At 67.9% G+C, this 14,214-nt stretch carries 13 protein-coding genes; 9 read left to right on the plus strand and 4 right to left on the minus strand.

The annotated features are described in order from the left end of the window. Nucleotides 1-327: 327 nt before the first annotated feature. On the plus strand, nt 328-1,293 hold the full coding sequence (locus LWH48_RS12100) for a zinc metalloprotease HtpX (RefSeq protein WP_232912773.1): 966 nt from the start codon (nt 328-330) through the stop codon (nt 1,291-1,293). Between the two features lie 94 nt (nt 1,294-1,387). Here the strand turns inward: LWH48_RS12100 and LWH48_RS12105 are convergent, their stop codons facing one another. Then, nucleotides 1,388-1,855 carry a hypothetical protein gene (locus tag LWH48_RS12105; RefSeq protein ID WP_232912774.1) on the minus strand — a complete coding sequence of 156 codons (468 nt, stop codon included), beginning with the start codon at nt 1,853-1,855 and terminating at the stop codon, nt 1,388-1,390. 180 nt (nt 1,856-2,035) lie between these two features. Between LWH48_RS12105 and nfo the strand changes: the two genes are divergently transcribed. Together nfo and LWH48_RS12115 are read left to right on the plus strand one after the other, a co-directional pair. Next, nucleotides 2,036-2,884: a deoxyribonuclease IV gene (gene nfo / locus LWH48_RS12110; RefSeq protein WP_232912775.1), complete on the plus strand. Its 849-nt coding sequence runs from the start codon at nt 2,036-2,038 to the stop codon at nt 2,882-2,884. Beyond that, a complete protein-coding gene (locus LWH48_RS12115) occupies nt 2,881-3,369 on the plus strand; it encodes a GNAT family N-acetyltransferase (protein ID WP_161432274.1) in 489 nt (162 codons plus the stop codon). The genes nfo and LWH48_RS12115 overlap by 4 nt, the downstream gene beginning before the upstream one ends. A gap of 93 nt (nt 3,370-3,462) precedes the next feature. On the opposite strand, the gene LWH48_RS12120 is transcribed toward LWH48_RS12115, so the two are convergent. Then, entirely contained in the window at nt 3,463-4,587 is a 1,125-nt protein-coding gene (locus LWH48_RS12120) for an RNA-guided endonuclease InsQ/TnpB family protein (protein WP_161432276.1), read from the minus strand. Between the two features lie 209 nt (nt 4,588-4,796). Here LWH48_RS12120 and LWH48_RS12125 point away from each other — a divergent pair, with 209 nt between their 5' ends. From LWH48_RS12125 to LWH48_RS12140, 4 genes are all read left to right on the plus strand, one after another. After that, the gene (locus tag LWH48_RS12125; protein WP_232912776.1) at nt 4,797-5,792 is read left to right on the plus strand and encodes a TRAP transporter substrate-binding protein; all 996 of its coding nucleotides are present in this window, start codon (nt 4,797-4,799) and stop codon (nt 5,790-5,792) included. Beyond that, nucleotides 5,793-6,323, plus strand: a complete 531-nt coding sequence (locus tag LWH48_RS12130; RefSeq protein ID WP_232912777.1) for a TRAP transporter small permease — start codon at nt 5,793-5,795, stop codon at nt 6,321-6,323. Next, the gene (locus LWH48_RS12135; protein ID WP_232912778.1) at nt 6,320-7,579 is read left to right on the plus strand and encodes a TRAP transporter large permease; all 1,260 of its coding nucleotides are present in this window, start codon (nt 6,320-6,322) and stop codon (nt 7,577-7,579) included. The genes LWH48_RS12130 and LWH48_RS12135 overlap by 4 nt, the downstream gene beginning before the upstream one ends. 72 nt (nt 7,580-7,651) lie before the next feature. After that, nucleotides 7,652-7,864 carry a hypothetical protein gene (locus LWH48_RS12140; RefSeq protein WP_232912779.1) on the plus strand — a complete coding sequence of 71 codons (213 nt, stop codon included), beginning with the start codon at nt 7,652-7,654 and terminating at the stop codon, nt 7,862-7,864. 54 nt (nt 7,865-7,918) lie between these two features. On the opposite strand, the gene rluF is transcribed toward LWH48_RS12140, so the two are convergent. Both rluF and LWH48_RS12150 read right to left on the minus strand, forming a co-directional pair. Continuing rightward, entirely contained in the window at nt 7,919-9,019 is a 1,101-nt protein-coding gene (gene rluF / locus LWH48_RS12145; RefSeq protein ID WP_232912780.1) for a 23S rRNA pseudouridine(2604) synthase RluF, read from the minus strand. Between the two features lie 105 nt (nt 9,020-9,124). Continuing rightward, the gene (locus LWH48_RS12150) at nt 9,125-9,583 is read right to left on the minus strand and encodes a YchJ family protein (protein ID WP_232912781.1); all 459 of its coding nucleotides are present in this window, start codon (nt 9,581-9,583) and stop codon (nt 9,125-9,127) included. A gap of 184 nt (nt 9,584-9,767) precedes the next feature. Here LWH48_RS12150 and LWH48_RS12155 point away from each other — a divergent pair, with 184 nt between their 5' ends. Together LWH48_RS12155 and LWH48_RS12160 are read left to right on the plus strand one after the other, a co-directional pair. Further along, nucleotides 9,768-12,485: a cation-translocating P-type ATPase gene (locus LWH48_RS12155; RefSeq protein ID WP_232912782.1), complete on the plus strand. Its 2,718-nt coding sequence runs from the start codon at nt 9,768-9,770 to the stop codon at nt 12,483-12,485. A gap of 89 nt (nt 12,486-12,574) precedes the next feature. After that, a partial coding sequence (locus LWH48_RS12160) for a DUF2339 domain-containing protein (RefSeq protein WP_232912783.1) occupies nt 12,575-14,214 on the plus strand: 1,640 nt, incomplete at its 3' end.

The following is a 14,214-nucleotide window of genomic DNA, read 5'->3' on the forward strand; positions in this document are numbered from 1 at the left end:
GTCCCTGGCCGGGGGAAAACCGGGTCAACGAAGCTCAGTCGATATAGGTGGCGATCGCCTCGCGGCAGGATCGGATGGCCTCGGCCTTCTCCATCAGGTGTTCCAGGATTTCCGGGATGTGAATGGGCAGTGGCATGGGATATCTCCAAGTTGTTTACCAGACTAATAGAATCCATCCCCGCGCCTTTTTCAATCTCTTTGGTAAGGGTTTCCATAATTCTTGCGCGACTGTAACCGAATGTTTCTTCACGGCTTCAGCGCGTGGTTCGACCGGCAGGTGCCAGCAGGCCACCTGGCGCGGTAACCTGTTGGCATCAGGAGGATACGATGCTCTCTCGCTTCACCGCCCAGCGCCTGCACAACACCCTTCAGCACCTGCTGATCCTGGCCGGCATGTCGCTGCTGCTTGCGGTGCCTGCCTGGTTGCTGGCGGGGAGTGGCGGTGTGCTGTGGGCCTTCGGCCTGGTGATGCTGACCCTCTACCTCGGCGGCCGGGTACCGGCGCGGCTGGTGCTGGCACACACCGGTGCCGGCGTGCTGCACCGTCACCAGGCGCCGCAGCTCTACCGCGTGATGGACCTGCTCTATCGGCGGGCGGGGCTCACCCAGCAGCCCTGGCTGTTCTACGTGCCCTCGCCGGATCTCAATGCCTTCGCCGTGGGGGATGCCAGGGATGGCGGTATCGCCGTCACCGAGGGGTTGCTGCACGGCCTGTCGCTGCGCCAGCTGGCCGGGGTGCTGGCCCATGAGGTCAGCCATCTGCGCCACGGCGACACCCGGGTGATGTCCATGGCCGCCACCATGACGCGGCTCACCATCTGGGGGGCCTTCCTGGTACAGCTGGCGCTGATCGCCATGCTGCCCATGGCCATGGCCGGCGAGATCCGCATGCCCTGGCTGGAGCTGATGGTGGTGGGGCTGGCCCCTGTGGCGAGCACCCTGCTGCAGCTGGCACTGTCGCGGAACCGCGAGTTCACCGCCGACCTGGAGGCGACGGCGCTGACCCGCGATCCGCAGGGCCTGGCCGCCGCCCTGGAGGCCCTGGAGCGTCGCAACGGGATGTGGCTGACGACCCTGTTCGGCCGCCGGCAACTCCCGGGCTGGCTGCACTACCTGCAGACCCACCCGCAGACAGATGAGCGGGTGCGACGCCTGATGGCACTGGCCTCTCACCAGGGGCCACGGCCGCCCTCCTCGCGTCCCTATCGACCCACCCATCCACTGGTGGAGACGCGACCGGAGCGCCAGGGGCATCGCTACTGGCTCGGCCGCCCCGGCAACCGGCGGCATTGATAAACGCAGATGGCACCCCGCGGGGTGCCGTCTGCGCTATATCAATGCCGGGACCAGCGGCCGCCGGGGCGACCGCAAGCCCATCCGAGGAGGCTTACTGTGCAGGCGCCTGCTGCTGTTGCATCTGTTGCTGCATCTGGCGCATCTGCTGCTGGCGCTGGGCAACCTGACGCTCCAGCTCGTCGCGCTGCGCCGGGCTCAGGGCCGCCTGCATGCGCGACTGCATCAGCACGCTCTCGGCGGTCATCTCGCCGGTGAGGTCACCCAGCAGCTCGGCATCCTGGCGAATGGCGGCCTCGTCGAATTCGGGGCCGGCATTCTGCTGCAACCGCATCTGCACTTCCTGGGCCTCGCTGCGCAGCGACTGGATACGCTGGCGAGACTCGCTGAGCAGGCTCACCAGCTCCTGCTCCTGGCCCTGGTCGAGGTCCACCATCTGGTCGAGCTGGGCCACCTGGTCCTCGGCGCTGGGAGCCTGGCCCTGGGGCATCTGCTGGGCGAAGGCCGGCACGGCGAGCGCCAGGGACAGTGAGGATACGGCGAGCGACTTGCGCAGGGTCATGGGATCTCCTGAGTCATCGAATTGGCCCCTGACCCTAGCGGACCGCATCGGGTGGCGTCCACCGTCGCCACGAATCCATACCCTCTGGTTCGACGCTGGGGTTCGGCCTTCGGATCGGCGACAATCCCGTGATCCACCCCCCTGGAACCCTGGACCAGACTGCACACAGGACCCTACCGCATGAAATATATCGGAGCCCATGTCAGCGCCGCCGGCGGCGTCGATCAGGCGGTCGAGCGCGCCGTGGCGATCGGCGCCAACGCCTTCGCGCTCTTCACCAAGAACCAGCGCCAGTGGCGAGCCAAGCCGCTCGACGAGGCAGTGGTTACTGCCTTCCGCGACGCCTGCCGACGCCACGGCTTCGGTCCGGGACAGATCCTTCCCCACGACAGCTACCTGATCAACCTCGGCCACCCCGAGACCGAGGGGCTGGCCAAGTCCCGTGCTGCCTTCCTCGACGAGATGCAGCGCTGCGAGCAGCTGGGCATCGACCGCCTCAACTTCCATCCCGGCAGCCACCTGCGCAAGATCAGCGAGAGCGACTGCCTGGCACGCATCGCCGAGTCGCTCAACCAGGTGCTCGCCGAGACTGATGGCGTCACCGCGGTACTCGAGAACACCGCGGGCCAGGGCAGCAACCTGGGCTGGCGCTTCGAGCAGCTGGCCGAGATCATCGAGCAGGTGGAGGACAAGTCGCGGGTCGGCGTGTGCATCGACACCTGCCACGCCTTCGCCGCCGGCTATGACCTGCGTACCCGGGAAGCCACCGTCGCCATGCTCGACGAGTTCGACGCCGTGGTGGGCATCGAGTACCTCAAGGGGATGCACCTCAACGACGCCAAGAGCGAGCTTGGCAGCCGGGTGGATCGCCACCACAGCCTGGGCAGAGGCAATATCGGCAGCGACTGTTTCAGCGCCTTGATGCAGGACCCGCGCACCGACGACATGCCGCTGGTACTGGAGACCATCGAGCCCGCCATCTGGGCCGAGGAGATCGCCTGGCTGCGCGCCCAGCAGGAGGCGGCATGATCACCTTGCGAGCCTACCACCCCGACGACTGGCCCGCGCTGTGGGCCATGCTCGCGCCGGTGTTCCGCGCCGGCGAGACCTATGCCGTGCCCCGGGACATCACCGAGCAGGATGCCCACCGCATGTGGATCGAGCTGCCGCGGGCGGTACGGGTGGCGGTGGACGAGGCGGACAAGCCGCTGGGCACCTACTACATGAAGCCCAACCAGGCCGGCCCCGGCGACCATGTCGCCAACTGCGGCTATATCGTCGCTGCCGAGGCGCGAGGCCGTGGCTTGGCGGGGCAGATGTGCGAGCACTCCCTGGGACTCGCCCGGGAGCTCGGTTTCACCGCCATGCAGTACAACCTGGTGGTGGCCACCAACACGGTGGCGGTGCGGCTATGGCAGGCCCACGGCTTCGCGGTGTGCGGCACGCTGCCCGGCGCCTTCCGCCATCCGGTGCTCGGAGCGGTGGACGCCCATGTGATGTACCGCCGGCTCTGACACTCCCCGCCCGCCGCGCTTCGCGCTTTGGGCGAGGGTTCTGAGGTCACCCCCAGAACCTTCCTGCTTCGACACGCCTTCACTAGGCCGTGACTAGGCCACGGCCCCCGCTCCAGTCGCTCCACAGGCTAACCCCGCCAGCCCGGCGGTTCGGATATTTCTGGCCGCGTTGATATCACGGTCGATGGCTTGGCCGCAGCCCTCGCAGTGCCAATGGCGTTGCGATAGCGGCAGTTTCTCAACTTGGTGCCCACAGCCGTGGCACCGCTTGCTGCTCGGCAGCCACTGGCTGACTTTCACCAGTTGCCGGCCCGCCCAGGCGGCCTTGTATTCGAGTTGGCGCACAAACTCTCCCCAGCCGGCATCGCTGATGGCCTTGGCCAAGGAACGGTTTTTTACCATGCCCACGATATTGAGCGATTCGACACACAGCACTTGGTTTTCGTTAATCAGCGTGCGGGTCGCTTTGTGGATCGCATCGCGGCGGCAGTCCGCGATCCTGACATGTAGCCGCGCCACTTTCTGGCGCAGCTTGTGGCGGTTGTGCGAGCCTTTCTGCTTTTTCGACAACCGGCGTTGCAGATAGGCCAGCTTGGCCTCATAGCGTTTGAGATGACGCGGGTTGCCCGACTTCATGCCCTCGCTGGTGATGAACAGGTCGGTCAGGCCGAGATCGATGCCTACCATCTTCGGCGTGACCGGCAGCGTCTCCGGCTCGAACTCGCACAGGCAGCTGATGAAATAGCGGCCGGCACGATCCCGCGAAATCGTGATGCTGGAGGGTTCGCTGGGCAGCGGGCGGCTCCAGCGGATCGGCAGCGGCGCCGTGGTCTTGGCGATGGTGATCTCGCCATCGCGATAGCTAAATGCCGCCTTGGTCAGCCGGATCGACTGCCGGCCGTCCTTGCGCTTGAAGCGCGGATAGCGCGCCTTGAGTTTGGGGTTGAAAAAATTGTCGAAGGCCGCCTTTTGATCGCGCAGCGTCTGCTGCAGGATCACGCTGGAGACATCCTTCAACCAGGGATAGTTGGCCTTGAGCGCGACCAGGCGCTTTTCTGCGGCGGCGTGCGACACCGGCTCGCCGCGCTGCTGATAGGCCTCGGTGCGATAGGCCAGCGTATTGTTCCAGACAAAACGGGTACATCCGAACGACTGCGCCAGCAGCACCGCCTGCTCGGGGGTGGGGTAGAACCGTTCTTTGTAGGCACGCTTTGTCATACTGGAAAGATATCAGGGGTTCGAGGCAATATCCATTCAGCACCGCTTCGCGGTGCGCGCTTGTATCACCGCCCGATTGGGCGATGCTTTACGCGCTGTTTGGTAAGCCGCCCAGGCCCGGCCAGCGTCGATTGACCGCTTTACCCGCCTCGGTGCATGCTCTTGGACGCTGGACTTCGCAACACGCTGACACCAAAAGGAAACCAACAATGAAAGGCTTTGTACGCAGCTCGCTGGCACTGGGCATTTCACTGGCCGTGATGGCCTCTGCCAACGCATCAGATTTCGCCGACATGGATCCTGTCACCCTGCGCCTGGCCCACGTGGTCAACGAGCAGGACGGCTTCCATATCGCCGCCATGAAGTTCGAGGAGCTGGTGGAGGAGCGCACCGACGGCAAGGTGGACATCGAGCTCTACCCCAACGCCAGCCTGGGCGACGAGCGCACCCTGCTCGAGGGCATGCAGATCGGCACCGTGGACATGGGCGTGATCACCAACGGTCCGGTGGCCAACTTCCTCGAGGATATGGCGGTGTTCGAGCTGCCCTTCCTCTTCCCCAGCCCCGAGGCCGCCTACGCGGTGCTCGACGGCGAGATCGGCCAGGAGCTGCTCGACCGCCTCTCCGAGGTCAACCTCAAGGGGCTGGCCTATGCCGAGCGCGGCTTCCGCAACCTCACCAACAGCGAGCGGGCGGTGGAGACGCCTGCGGACATCGACGGCCTGCGCGTCCGCGTGATGGAGAACCCGGTCTACGTCGACACCTTCCGCGAGCTGGGTGCCAACGCGGTACCCATGGCCTGGACCGAGGCGCTCACCGCCATGCAGCAGGGCACCATCGACGGCCAGGAGAACCCGGTCAACGTCATCCACTCGTTCAAGCTCTACGAGACCCAGGATCACATGACCCTGTCGCGCCACACCTATGCGCCGGCGATCTTCGTGATGGGCATGCCGGTCTGGAATGCGCTGCCGGAGGCCGCCCAGGCGGTGATCGAACAGGCCGCCCAGGAGGCCGCCGAGCACGAGCGCCAGGTAAATGCCGAGATGGAGGCCGAGCAGTTGGCCGAGCTGCGCGAGGCCGGCATGCAGATCGTCGAGGAGCCCGATATCGCCGCCTTCCAGGAGGCCGTGGCCCCGGTCTACGAGCAGTACGGTGAGCAGTTCGGCGACACTCTGCCGCGCATCCAGGAGGCGCTGAAGTAAGTGACCTTCTCCGCCCATTCCCTGCTGCGACCGCTGCGGTGGAGTGAGAGCGCCCTCGACGCCGCCATCGCCCCCGTGGTCTTCACGGCGATGGCGGCGTTGATCGGTGTGATCACCCTGCAGATCGTCTCGCGGGTCTTCTTCACCGCGGTGGGCTGGACCGAGGAAGTGGCGCGCTTCCTGCTGGTGTGGATCACCTTCCTGGCCGCCACCCTCGCCTTCCGCCGCGGCCGGCATATCGCCGTGACCTTCGTGGTGGACGCCCTGCCCGGGCTGCCCCGGCGCCTGGCGCGCATCGCCGCCCTGCTGGTGTCGCTGGGCTTCCTGCTCGGGCTGGTCACCATCGGCTGGGAGTACATGCAGGTGCAGAGCTTCCAGAAATCCGCCTCACTGCGCCTCTCCATGACCTGGGTCTACGCCGTGATCCCGCTCTCCGCGGCGATCATGGCCTGGTATGCCCTGGTGGACATCGCCGGCCTGGCACTGGGCGATGACCCCGTGCCACACGCCGACGACGAGGAGCAGCCATGACCGCGCTGCTCTTCGTGCTGTTCCTGGTCTTCATGCTGCTGGGGGTACCCATCGCCCTGGCCATCGGCGCCAGCACCCTGGTGGCGCTGCACGCCCAGGGCGTGCCACCGATGGTGGTGACCCAGCAGATGTTCCAGGGCATCAACTCCTTTGCCCTGGTGGCGGTACCGATGTTCATCCTCGCCGGCGACCTGATGGCCCAGGGCAAGGTGAGCGAGAAGCTGGTCGACTTCGCCGATTCGCTGTTCGGCTTCCTCAAGGGCGGGCTCTCCATCGTCTCGGTGGGGGCCGGGATGTTCTTCGCCGCCATCTCGGGCTCCGGCGCCGCCACCACCGCCGCGGTGGGCTCGAGCCTGGTGCCGGAGCTGCGCAGGAAGGGCTACGACCCCGCCTCGGCGGCCAGCCTGATCGCCGCCAGCGGCACCATCGGGGTGGTGATCCCGCCCTCGGTGCCGATGATCATCTATGCGGTGATTGCCCAGCAGTCGGTATCATCGCTGTTCCTGAGCGGCATCCTGCCGGGCATCGCCATGGGCCTCGGGCTCTCCGCCATCGCCATCGTGCAGGCCTACCGCCGCAACTACCCGCGGGGCACCGCCCTCTCGGCGGCCACCATCTGGCGTACCTTCCGCAGTGCCAGCTGGGGCCTGATGACGCCGGTGATCATCCTCGGCGGCATCTTCTCGGGGATCTTCACGCCCAGCGAGGCGGCGGTGGTGGCGGTCAACTACGCCCTGCTGGTGTCGCTGTTCATCTACCGTGACCTGAACCTGGCCGACGTCTACCGCATCCTGATCCGCTCGGCCATCACCACCTCGGTGATCATGCTGGTAATCGCCACCTCGGCGGTACTCAGCTGGACCCTCTCCAGCTGGCAAGTGCCCGGCGCCATCGCCCAGGCGGTGCTGTCGCTCTCCACCGACCCGCTGGTGATCATGCTGCTGGTGGTGGCGGTGATCCTGCTCACCGGCGTGTTCATCGAGACCGCCAGCGCCCTGATCATCCTCACCCCGGTACTGCTGCCGCTGGTCACCCAGCTGGGCATCGACCCAATCCACTTCGGCCTGATCATCGTGGTGGGGCTTGCCATCGGCATGATCACCCCACCGGTGGCGATCAACCTCTACGTGGCCTCCTCGGTCACCCAGCTGCCGCTGGAGCGCATCACCCGGGCGATCATCCCCTACCTGCTGGGGCTGATCGCGGTGCTGCTGCTGGTGGTCTACGTGCCAATATTGCTCGGCTGGTCGGGTTAAGCGGCCTTGAACCTACGCCGGCCAGCGGTGACGCTGGCCGGCCCCCCTTCACCGTCTCACCGGAGAGATTCCATGCCCCTCACCCGCCCGCGGCTCGCCGCCCTCGCGCTGCCCCTCACCATCAGCCTGGCACTGCTCGCTGGCTGCACCACCTACAGCTACCCGGACCGCGAGAGCGAGACGGTATGGGGCGTGCCCGCCGAGGACGAGACGCTGACCCGGGAGGAGCGCGAGAACGCCCCGCCGCGCTATCGCGTGCCGGGGGAGGTGCCCGAGTCCGACTAGGATGTCCACGGCCTCAGCTGGTTGCTGCGGCCCCCGCGAGTGGCAGATGAGGGCCTAGCGCTTCCTGCCCCGCGGCTTGCCGCCCGGGGCGACGGCCTTGGCGCGCGAACCCGAGGGACGCCCCCCCTTGGGCTTGCCCCCCGCCTTGCTTGCCGCTGCCTTCTTTCCCGCCGGCTTCCTGCCCGGTCCAGCCCCCTTCTCCGTCACCTTGCGCCTGGCGGGCTTGCCACCGCCGGGCTTTCCTGCACCGGTCTTTCCAACACCAGTCTTTCCCGCCCCCGGTTTGGCGACGTCACCGCGGCGAGACGCGCTGCGTTGCCCGGTTGCTGCCTTGCCTGCCGACCTGCTTCCGGGCTTCCCGGCACCGCCTCGGCTGCCCTTGCCGGCCTTGCGTCGCGCCGTGCGACGCTCGGGCTGCTGGGCCTCGGAGCTGGAGTGCTCGGTCAGGGAGAGGATCGTCGACACCTCGGCCGGGGTCAGGTCCCGCCAGTCGCCGGTAGCCAGCCCCTTGAGCGAGACGTTCATGATGCGGATGCGTTCGAGCTTCACCACCTCATAGCCGAACACCTCGCACATGCGCCGAATCTGGCGATTCAGCCCCTGGACCAGGGTGATGTTGAAGACGAAACGCGACTCCCTGACCACCCGGCACTTCTTGGTGACCTCGCCGAGGATCGGTACCCCGCCGCCCATGCCGGCGATGAAATCGTCGGTGATCGGCTTGTTGACGGTGACCCGATACTCCTTCTCGTGTTGGTTGCTCGCCCGCAGGATGCGGTTGACCAGGTCGCCGTTGTTGGTCAGGAAGATCAGCCCCTGGGAGTCCTTGTCCAGCCGGCCGATGGGAAAGATCCGCGCGCCATGCCCGACGAAATCGACGATGTTGGCCTTCTCGACCGGGTCCGTGGTGCTGACGATGCCCACCGGCTTGTTCAGCGCGATGAACACCAGGTCCTCCTCCTCCAGTTCCAGGGGCTCGACGACCTGGCCATTGACCTTGACGACGCTGCCGGGGACGACCCGGTCACCGGGGGTGGCACGCCGGCCATCGATCTGCACGTTGCCCTGCTCGATGTAGCGATCGGCCTCTCGTCGCGAGCACATGCCGCTTTCGCTGATGTACTTGTTGATCCTTTTCGAGAGGGTCTGGGCCATGGGACGCATCCGGGAGGTGAAGTGAAGTGGGAGCCGAGGCGGCAGCCGGCAGTGGCGCGCAGTGTAAGGGCTGTCCCGGGCGACGGCCAGCCCGCTCGGGCAACCCTATCGGGTCCCGCAACACTGCTTGAACTTGCGTCCGCTGCCGCAGACACAGGGATCGTTGCGGCCCGGCTTGAGGCGCGACACCGTCGGCTGGCCATCCAGGTAGTACCATGCGCCAGCCAGCCGCAGGAAGCGCGAGGCTTCCTCCAGCACGCCGAAACGCCGTCCCTCGCGGAAAGTGGCGCGAAAGTGCACCTGCCCCTCGTCGCCCTGGGCGCTGCTCGAGCGGACCTCCAGGCGCAGCCAGGTCGTGGCGTCATCCGGCGACAGCTCGGCCGGGCGCGTGTCGGGGTGCCAGGTGGCCAGCAGGTAATCGACACGGCCCAGGGCGAAGGCGCTGTAGCGCGAGCGCATCAGCGCCTCCGGCGTGGGTGCGGGCTGGCCGGCGTGGAAGCGGCCGCAGCACTCGTCAAGCGGCCTGCCGCTGCCGCAGGGGCATGGCGTGGTGACAGTCGACATGCACTCTCCTGTTGGAAGGATGGGAAGGAGACCATCCTAGCAAGTCCCCTTCTTTGCGGCTCTACCGCTTGAGGTAAACGGGATATCAGCGACTTGCTTCCCGTTCTTGTCCCGCATCACTGCACTGCAGCATCGAGTGTGTTACACCTTAGTCTTCATCACTCCCGCAGCCGGAGGTCACAGGATGTCCGAACCCCACGCCCGGAAGGCAATCGCCTGGCACGCCCAGCCCGAACAGGAAGCGCTGGAGCGTCTCGAGGCCGACAGTGACGGGCTCTCCGCCAGCGAGGCCCAGGCGCGGCTGGAGCGCTTCGGCCCCAACCAGCTGCAGCAGGCCGAGGCCCGCCCCTGGTGGAAACGCCTGCTCGAACAGCTCAACAATGTCCTGATGCTGGTGCTCATCGGCGCCGCGGTGGCGAGCCTGGGGCTTGGCCATGGCGTGGATGCGATCGCCATCCTGGGCGTGGTGCTGATCATCGCCCTGATCGGCTTCATCCAGGAGGGCAAGGCCGAGCAGGCGCTGGAGAGCATTCGTGACATGCTCTCCCCCCAGGCCAAGGTGCTGCGCGACGGCAAGCGCCAGACGACCCCCGCCGAGCAGCTGGTGCCGGGTGACGTGGTGATGGTGGAGAGTGGTGACCGGGTGCCGGCGGACCTGCGCCTGCTGGAGGCCAGACGGCTGCGCACCGAGGAGGCCTCCCTGACCGGCGAGTCCACCGCCGTGGACAAGGATACTCCGCCGGTAGCAGAGGACGCCGACCTGGGCGACCGCACCGGCATGGCCTACGCCGGCACCATCGTGGTCCAGGGCGCCGCACGGGGCCTGGTGGTGGAGACCGGCACACGCACCGAGCTGGGCCGCATCTCCGAGATGTTGCGTGGCGTCGAGCAGCTCAAGACACCGCTGCTACGCCAGATCGATCGCGCCGGGCGCGTGCTGGCCCTGATCATCCTGGTGATCGCCATCCTCACCGCGGCCTTCGGCGTGCTGGTCCACGGCCAGCCCGTCGGCGACATGTTCATGGCCGCGGTGGGCCTCGCCGTCGCGGCGATCCCCGAGGGCATGCCCGCCATCGTCACCATCGGCCTGGCCCTGGGGGTGCAGGCCATGGCCCGCCGCAACGCCATCATCCGGCGCCTGCCGGCGGTGGAGACCCTGGGCTCCATCTCCACCATCTTCTCCGACAAGACCGGCACCCTGACCCGCAACGAGATGACCGCCCGGTCGATCTGGCTGCCCCAGGGCGAGATCCGCATCGACGGCACCGGCTTCGCCCCCGAGGGTGGCTTCCACGCGCTGGACGAGGAAGGCGAGGCACAGCAGGCGCCGCTGGACCTCGACGACCACCACGCCCTGCGCCACTTCCTCAAGGTCGGCGTGCTCTGCAACGACGCCGAACTGGCCCGCGAAGAGGGCCACTGGAAGATCCACGGCGATCCCACCGAAGGCGCCCTGGTGGTGGCGGCCGCCAAGGCGGGCCTGGAGGCGCGCCCCCTGCGCGGCGATCACGACCGCCAGGACGCCATCCCCTTCGAGTCCGCTAACAAGTACATGGCCACCCTGCATGAGATCGACGGACGCCACTGCCTGCTGGTCAAGGGTGCCCCGGACCGCCTGCTGGAGATGTGCCACCGCGTGCGCCAGGAGGATGGCGAGGACAGCGAACTCGATCACGCCGAGTGGGAAGAGCGCATCCATGCCCTCTCCGGGCAGGGACTGCGGGTGCTGGCGCTGGCCGAGAAGCCCCTCCATGACGTCGAGTCGCTCGAGGATCACCATGCCGAGGACGGTCTGGTGCTGCTGGGGCTGGTGGGACTGCTGGACCCGCCCCGGGACGAGGCCATCGAGGCGGTGAAGGAGTGCCTCGCCGCCGGCATCCGTCCGGTGATGATCACCGGCGACCATGCCGTTACCGCCCTGGCCATCGCCCGCCAGCTGGGCTTTGCGCACACCGAACGCGCCATCAGCGGCCGCGAGATCGAGGCGATGTCCGACGCCGAGCTACGCGAAGTGATCCTCGAGGTGGACGTCTTCGCCCGGGCGGCGCCGGAACACAAGCTGCGGCTTGTGCAGGCGATGCAGTCCCACGGCGGCATCTGTGCAATGACCGGCGACGGGGTCAACGATGGCCCGGCGCTGAAGCGCGCCGATGTCGGCGTGGCCATGGGCATCCAGGGCACCGAGGCCGCCAAGGAGGCCGCGGAGATGGTGCTCGCCGACGACAACTTCGCCACCATCGTCGGCGCCATCCGCGAGGGTCGCAAGGTCTACGACAACATCCGCAAGACCATCACCTACCTGCTGCCCACCAACGGTGCCCAGGGGCTGGCGATCCTGATCGCCGTGCTGGCCGGCAGCCAGCTGCCGGTGACCCCGGTCCAGGCGCTGTGGGTCAACATGGTGGTGGCGGTGACCCTGGGCCTGGCACTGGCCTTCGAGAAGGGCGAGGGGGACCTGATGCGTCGTCGGCCCCGGGACCCCGACGCCGCCCTGCTCGACCTCTTCCTGCTGTGGCGGGTGGGCTTCGTCTCGATGCTGCTGCTGCTCGGCGTGTTCGGGGTCTTCTCCTGGATACTCAATGCCCAGGGCGGCAGCATCGAGCAGGCCCGAGCCGGCGCGGTGAACATGCTGGTAACGGGCAGTGCCGCCTACCTGATCAACAGTCGCTTCCTCACCGCCAGCACCCTCTCCCTCCAGGGGATCTTCGGCAGCAAGCCGATATGGGGCTCCATCGCCGCCGTGGCCCTGCTGCAGCTGGGCTGGACCTACCTGCCGTTCATGCAGCTGGTGTTCGGCGGCGAGGGGCTCGAAGCCCCCCACTGGCTGGCAATCCTCTCGGTGAGCGTGGCCATCTACCTGGTGATCGAGGCGGAGAAGTGGGTGCTGCGACGGCGGCGCTGACCCCACGGCACCAACGACAGCGGCACGCTTGTGGCCCATGCTATGGAGGTCGCGGGTGTCCTGAGTAACCCCAGCCAGAGAGGAAGGCCATGCCGCTGCTGCTGACACTGCTGCTGCTCCTGCTGGGGCTGCCGAGCCTGGTGGCCATCGTCGCCCTGGTGCGCCTCGCCCGTCTGACGCGTCGGGTGGAGTCACTGGAGGCGGCCCTGGCCCGACCCGCCACGGAGGACGCGCCGGCCGCCCCCTCCCGGGGCAGGAAGGTCGAGACAGGCGCGAGCCGACGCCCCCTCTGGCGCGACGGCCTCGCCCGCCGGTTGTCCAGCGGAGCTCGCCGGGTGCGAGGCGCCGCGGCAGGGTGGCTCAGCGAGGGCAACCTGCCGGTCAAGATCGGTATCCTGGTGCTCTTCGCGGGGCTCGCGGCACTGATCCGCCACGCCTCCACCCAGGGCTGGCTGACCCTCTCCATCGAACTGCGCCTGGCCGGCATCGCCGTCCTGGCGGTGGCCGCCCTGGGCTTCGGCTGGCAGCAGCGTCGCACCCGGCGGGTGTTCGCGCTGAGCCTGCAGGGCGGGGCCATCGGCGTGCTGTTGATGGTGATCTTCGCCGCCGCCCAGCGCTTCGCGCTGCTGCCCCTGCCGTTGGCCTTCCTGCTCAGCGTGGCACTGGTGGCCGGGCTCGGGGTGCTGGGCGCACTCCAGAATGCGCTGGCACTGGCCGTGCTGGGCAGTCTGGCGGGCTTTCTCGCGCCGCTGTGGCTGGCCCGTGCTCCTGGCGATCCGCTGGTGCTGTTCGGCTACTACGCGCTGCTCAACCTGGGCATCTTCGCCATCGCCTGGGTGCGCCACTGGCGGCTACTCGACCTGCTGGGTTTCGTGGCCACCTTCGCCATCGCCACCGCCTGGGGCGTTCTCGACTACAGCCCCCGGCACTACGCGGTGGCCCAGCCCTTCCTGGCACTGTTCTTCCTGCTCTACCTGCTGATCCCGATCCTCCACGCCAGGCGCCGACAAGCGCAGGCGTCGCCGCACAGGACGGACAGCCGCATCGACGGCAGCCTGGTCTTCGGCACGCCGCTGGTGGCGTTCGGTCTCCAGGCGGCGCTGCTCGAGGGCGAGCGGCTGTCGCTGGCCCTGTGTGCCCTGGGCATCGCACTGCTCTATGCCCTGCTCGCCAACTGGCTACTGCGCCAGGCGCGCACGCGTCCGCTCGGTGAGGCCCACGCCGCCCTGGCACTGGGCTTCGCCACCCTGGCGATTCCGCTGGCACTCTCGGCGCGAGTCAGCGCCGCGCTCTTCGCCGTGGAGGGGGCCGCCCTGATATGGCTGGGCATTCGCCAGCACCGCCTGCTGCCCCGCTTCGCCGGCCTGGCCCTGCAGCTGGTTGCTGGCCTGACGCTGCTTGGCAGCCTTGTCTTCGCCTGGGCCGTGGACACTCCCGTCGCCAACGCCGCCTTCATGGCCGGGGTGATCCTTGCCGCGGCGGGCCTCGTCTCCGCCGAGACCCTGTGGCGAGGCGGTTACCCCCGCTGGGCGCTGGCCGCCCTCGCCTGGGGCCTGGCCTGGTGGCTTTCCATCGCCGCCCGGGAGATCGACCTGTTCGCCGCTCCGGCCATGGCCGATGACTGGCGCCTGGCGCTGCTGGCACTCACCGGGCTGGCCCTGGCCGAGCGCTACCGCCGCCGGCCGGCTGCGGCGCTGGCCTGGGGCGTCGCCGGTGGGCTGCTGCTCGC

The sequence above is a fragment of the Halomonas sp. G15 genome, from assembly GCF_021282295.1.
GTDB lineage: Bacteria > Pseudomonadota > Gammaproteobacteria > Pseudomonadales > Halomonadaceae > Halomonas > Halomonas alimentaria.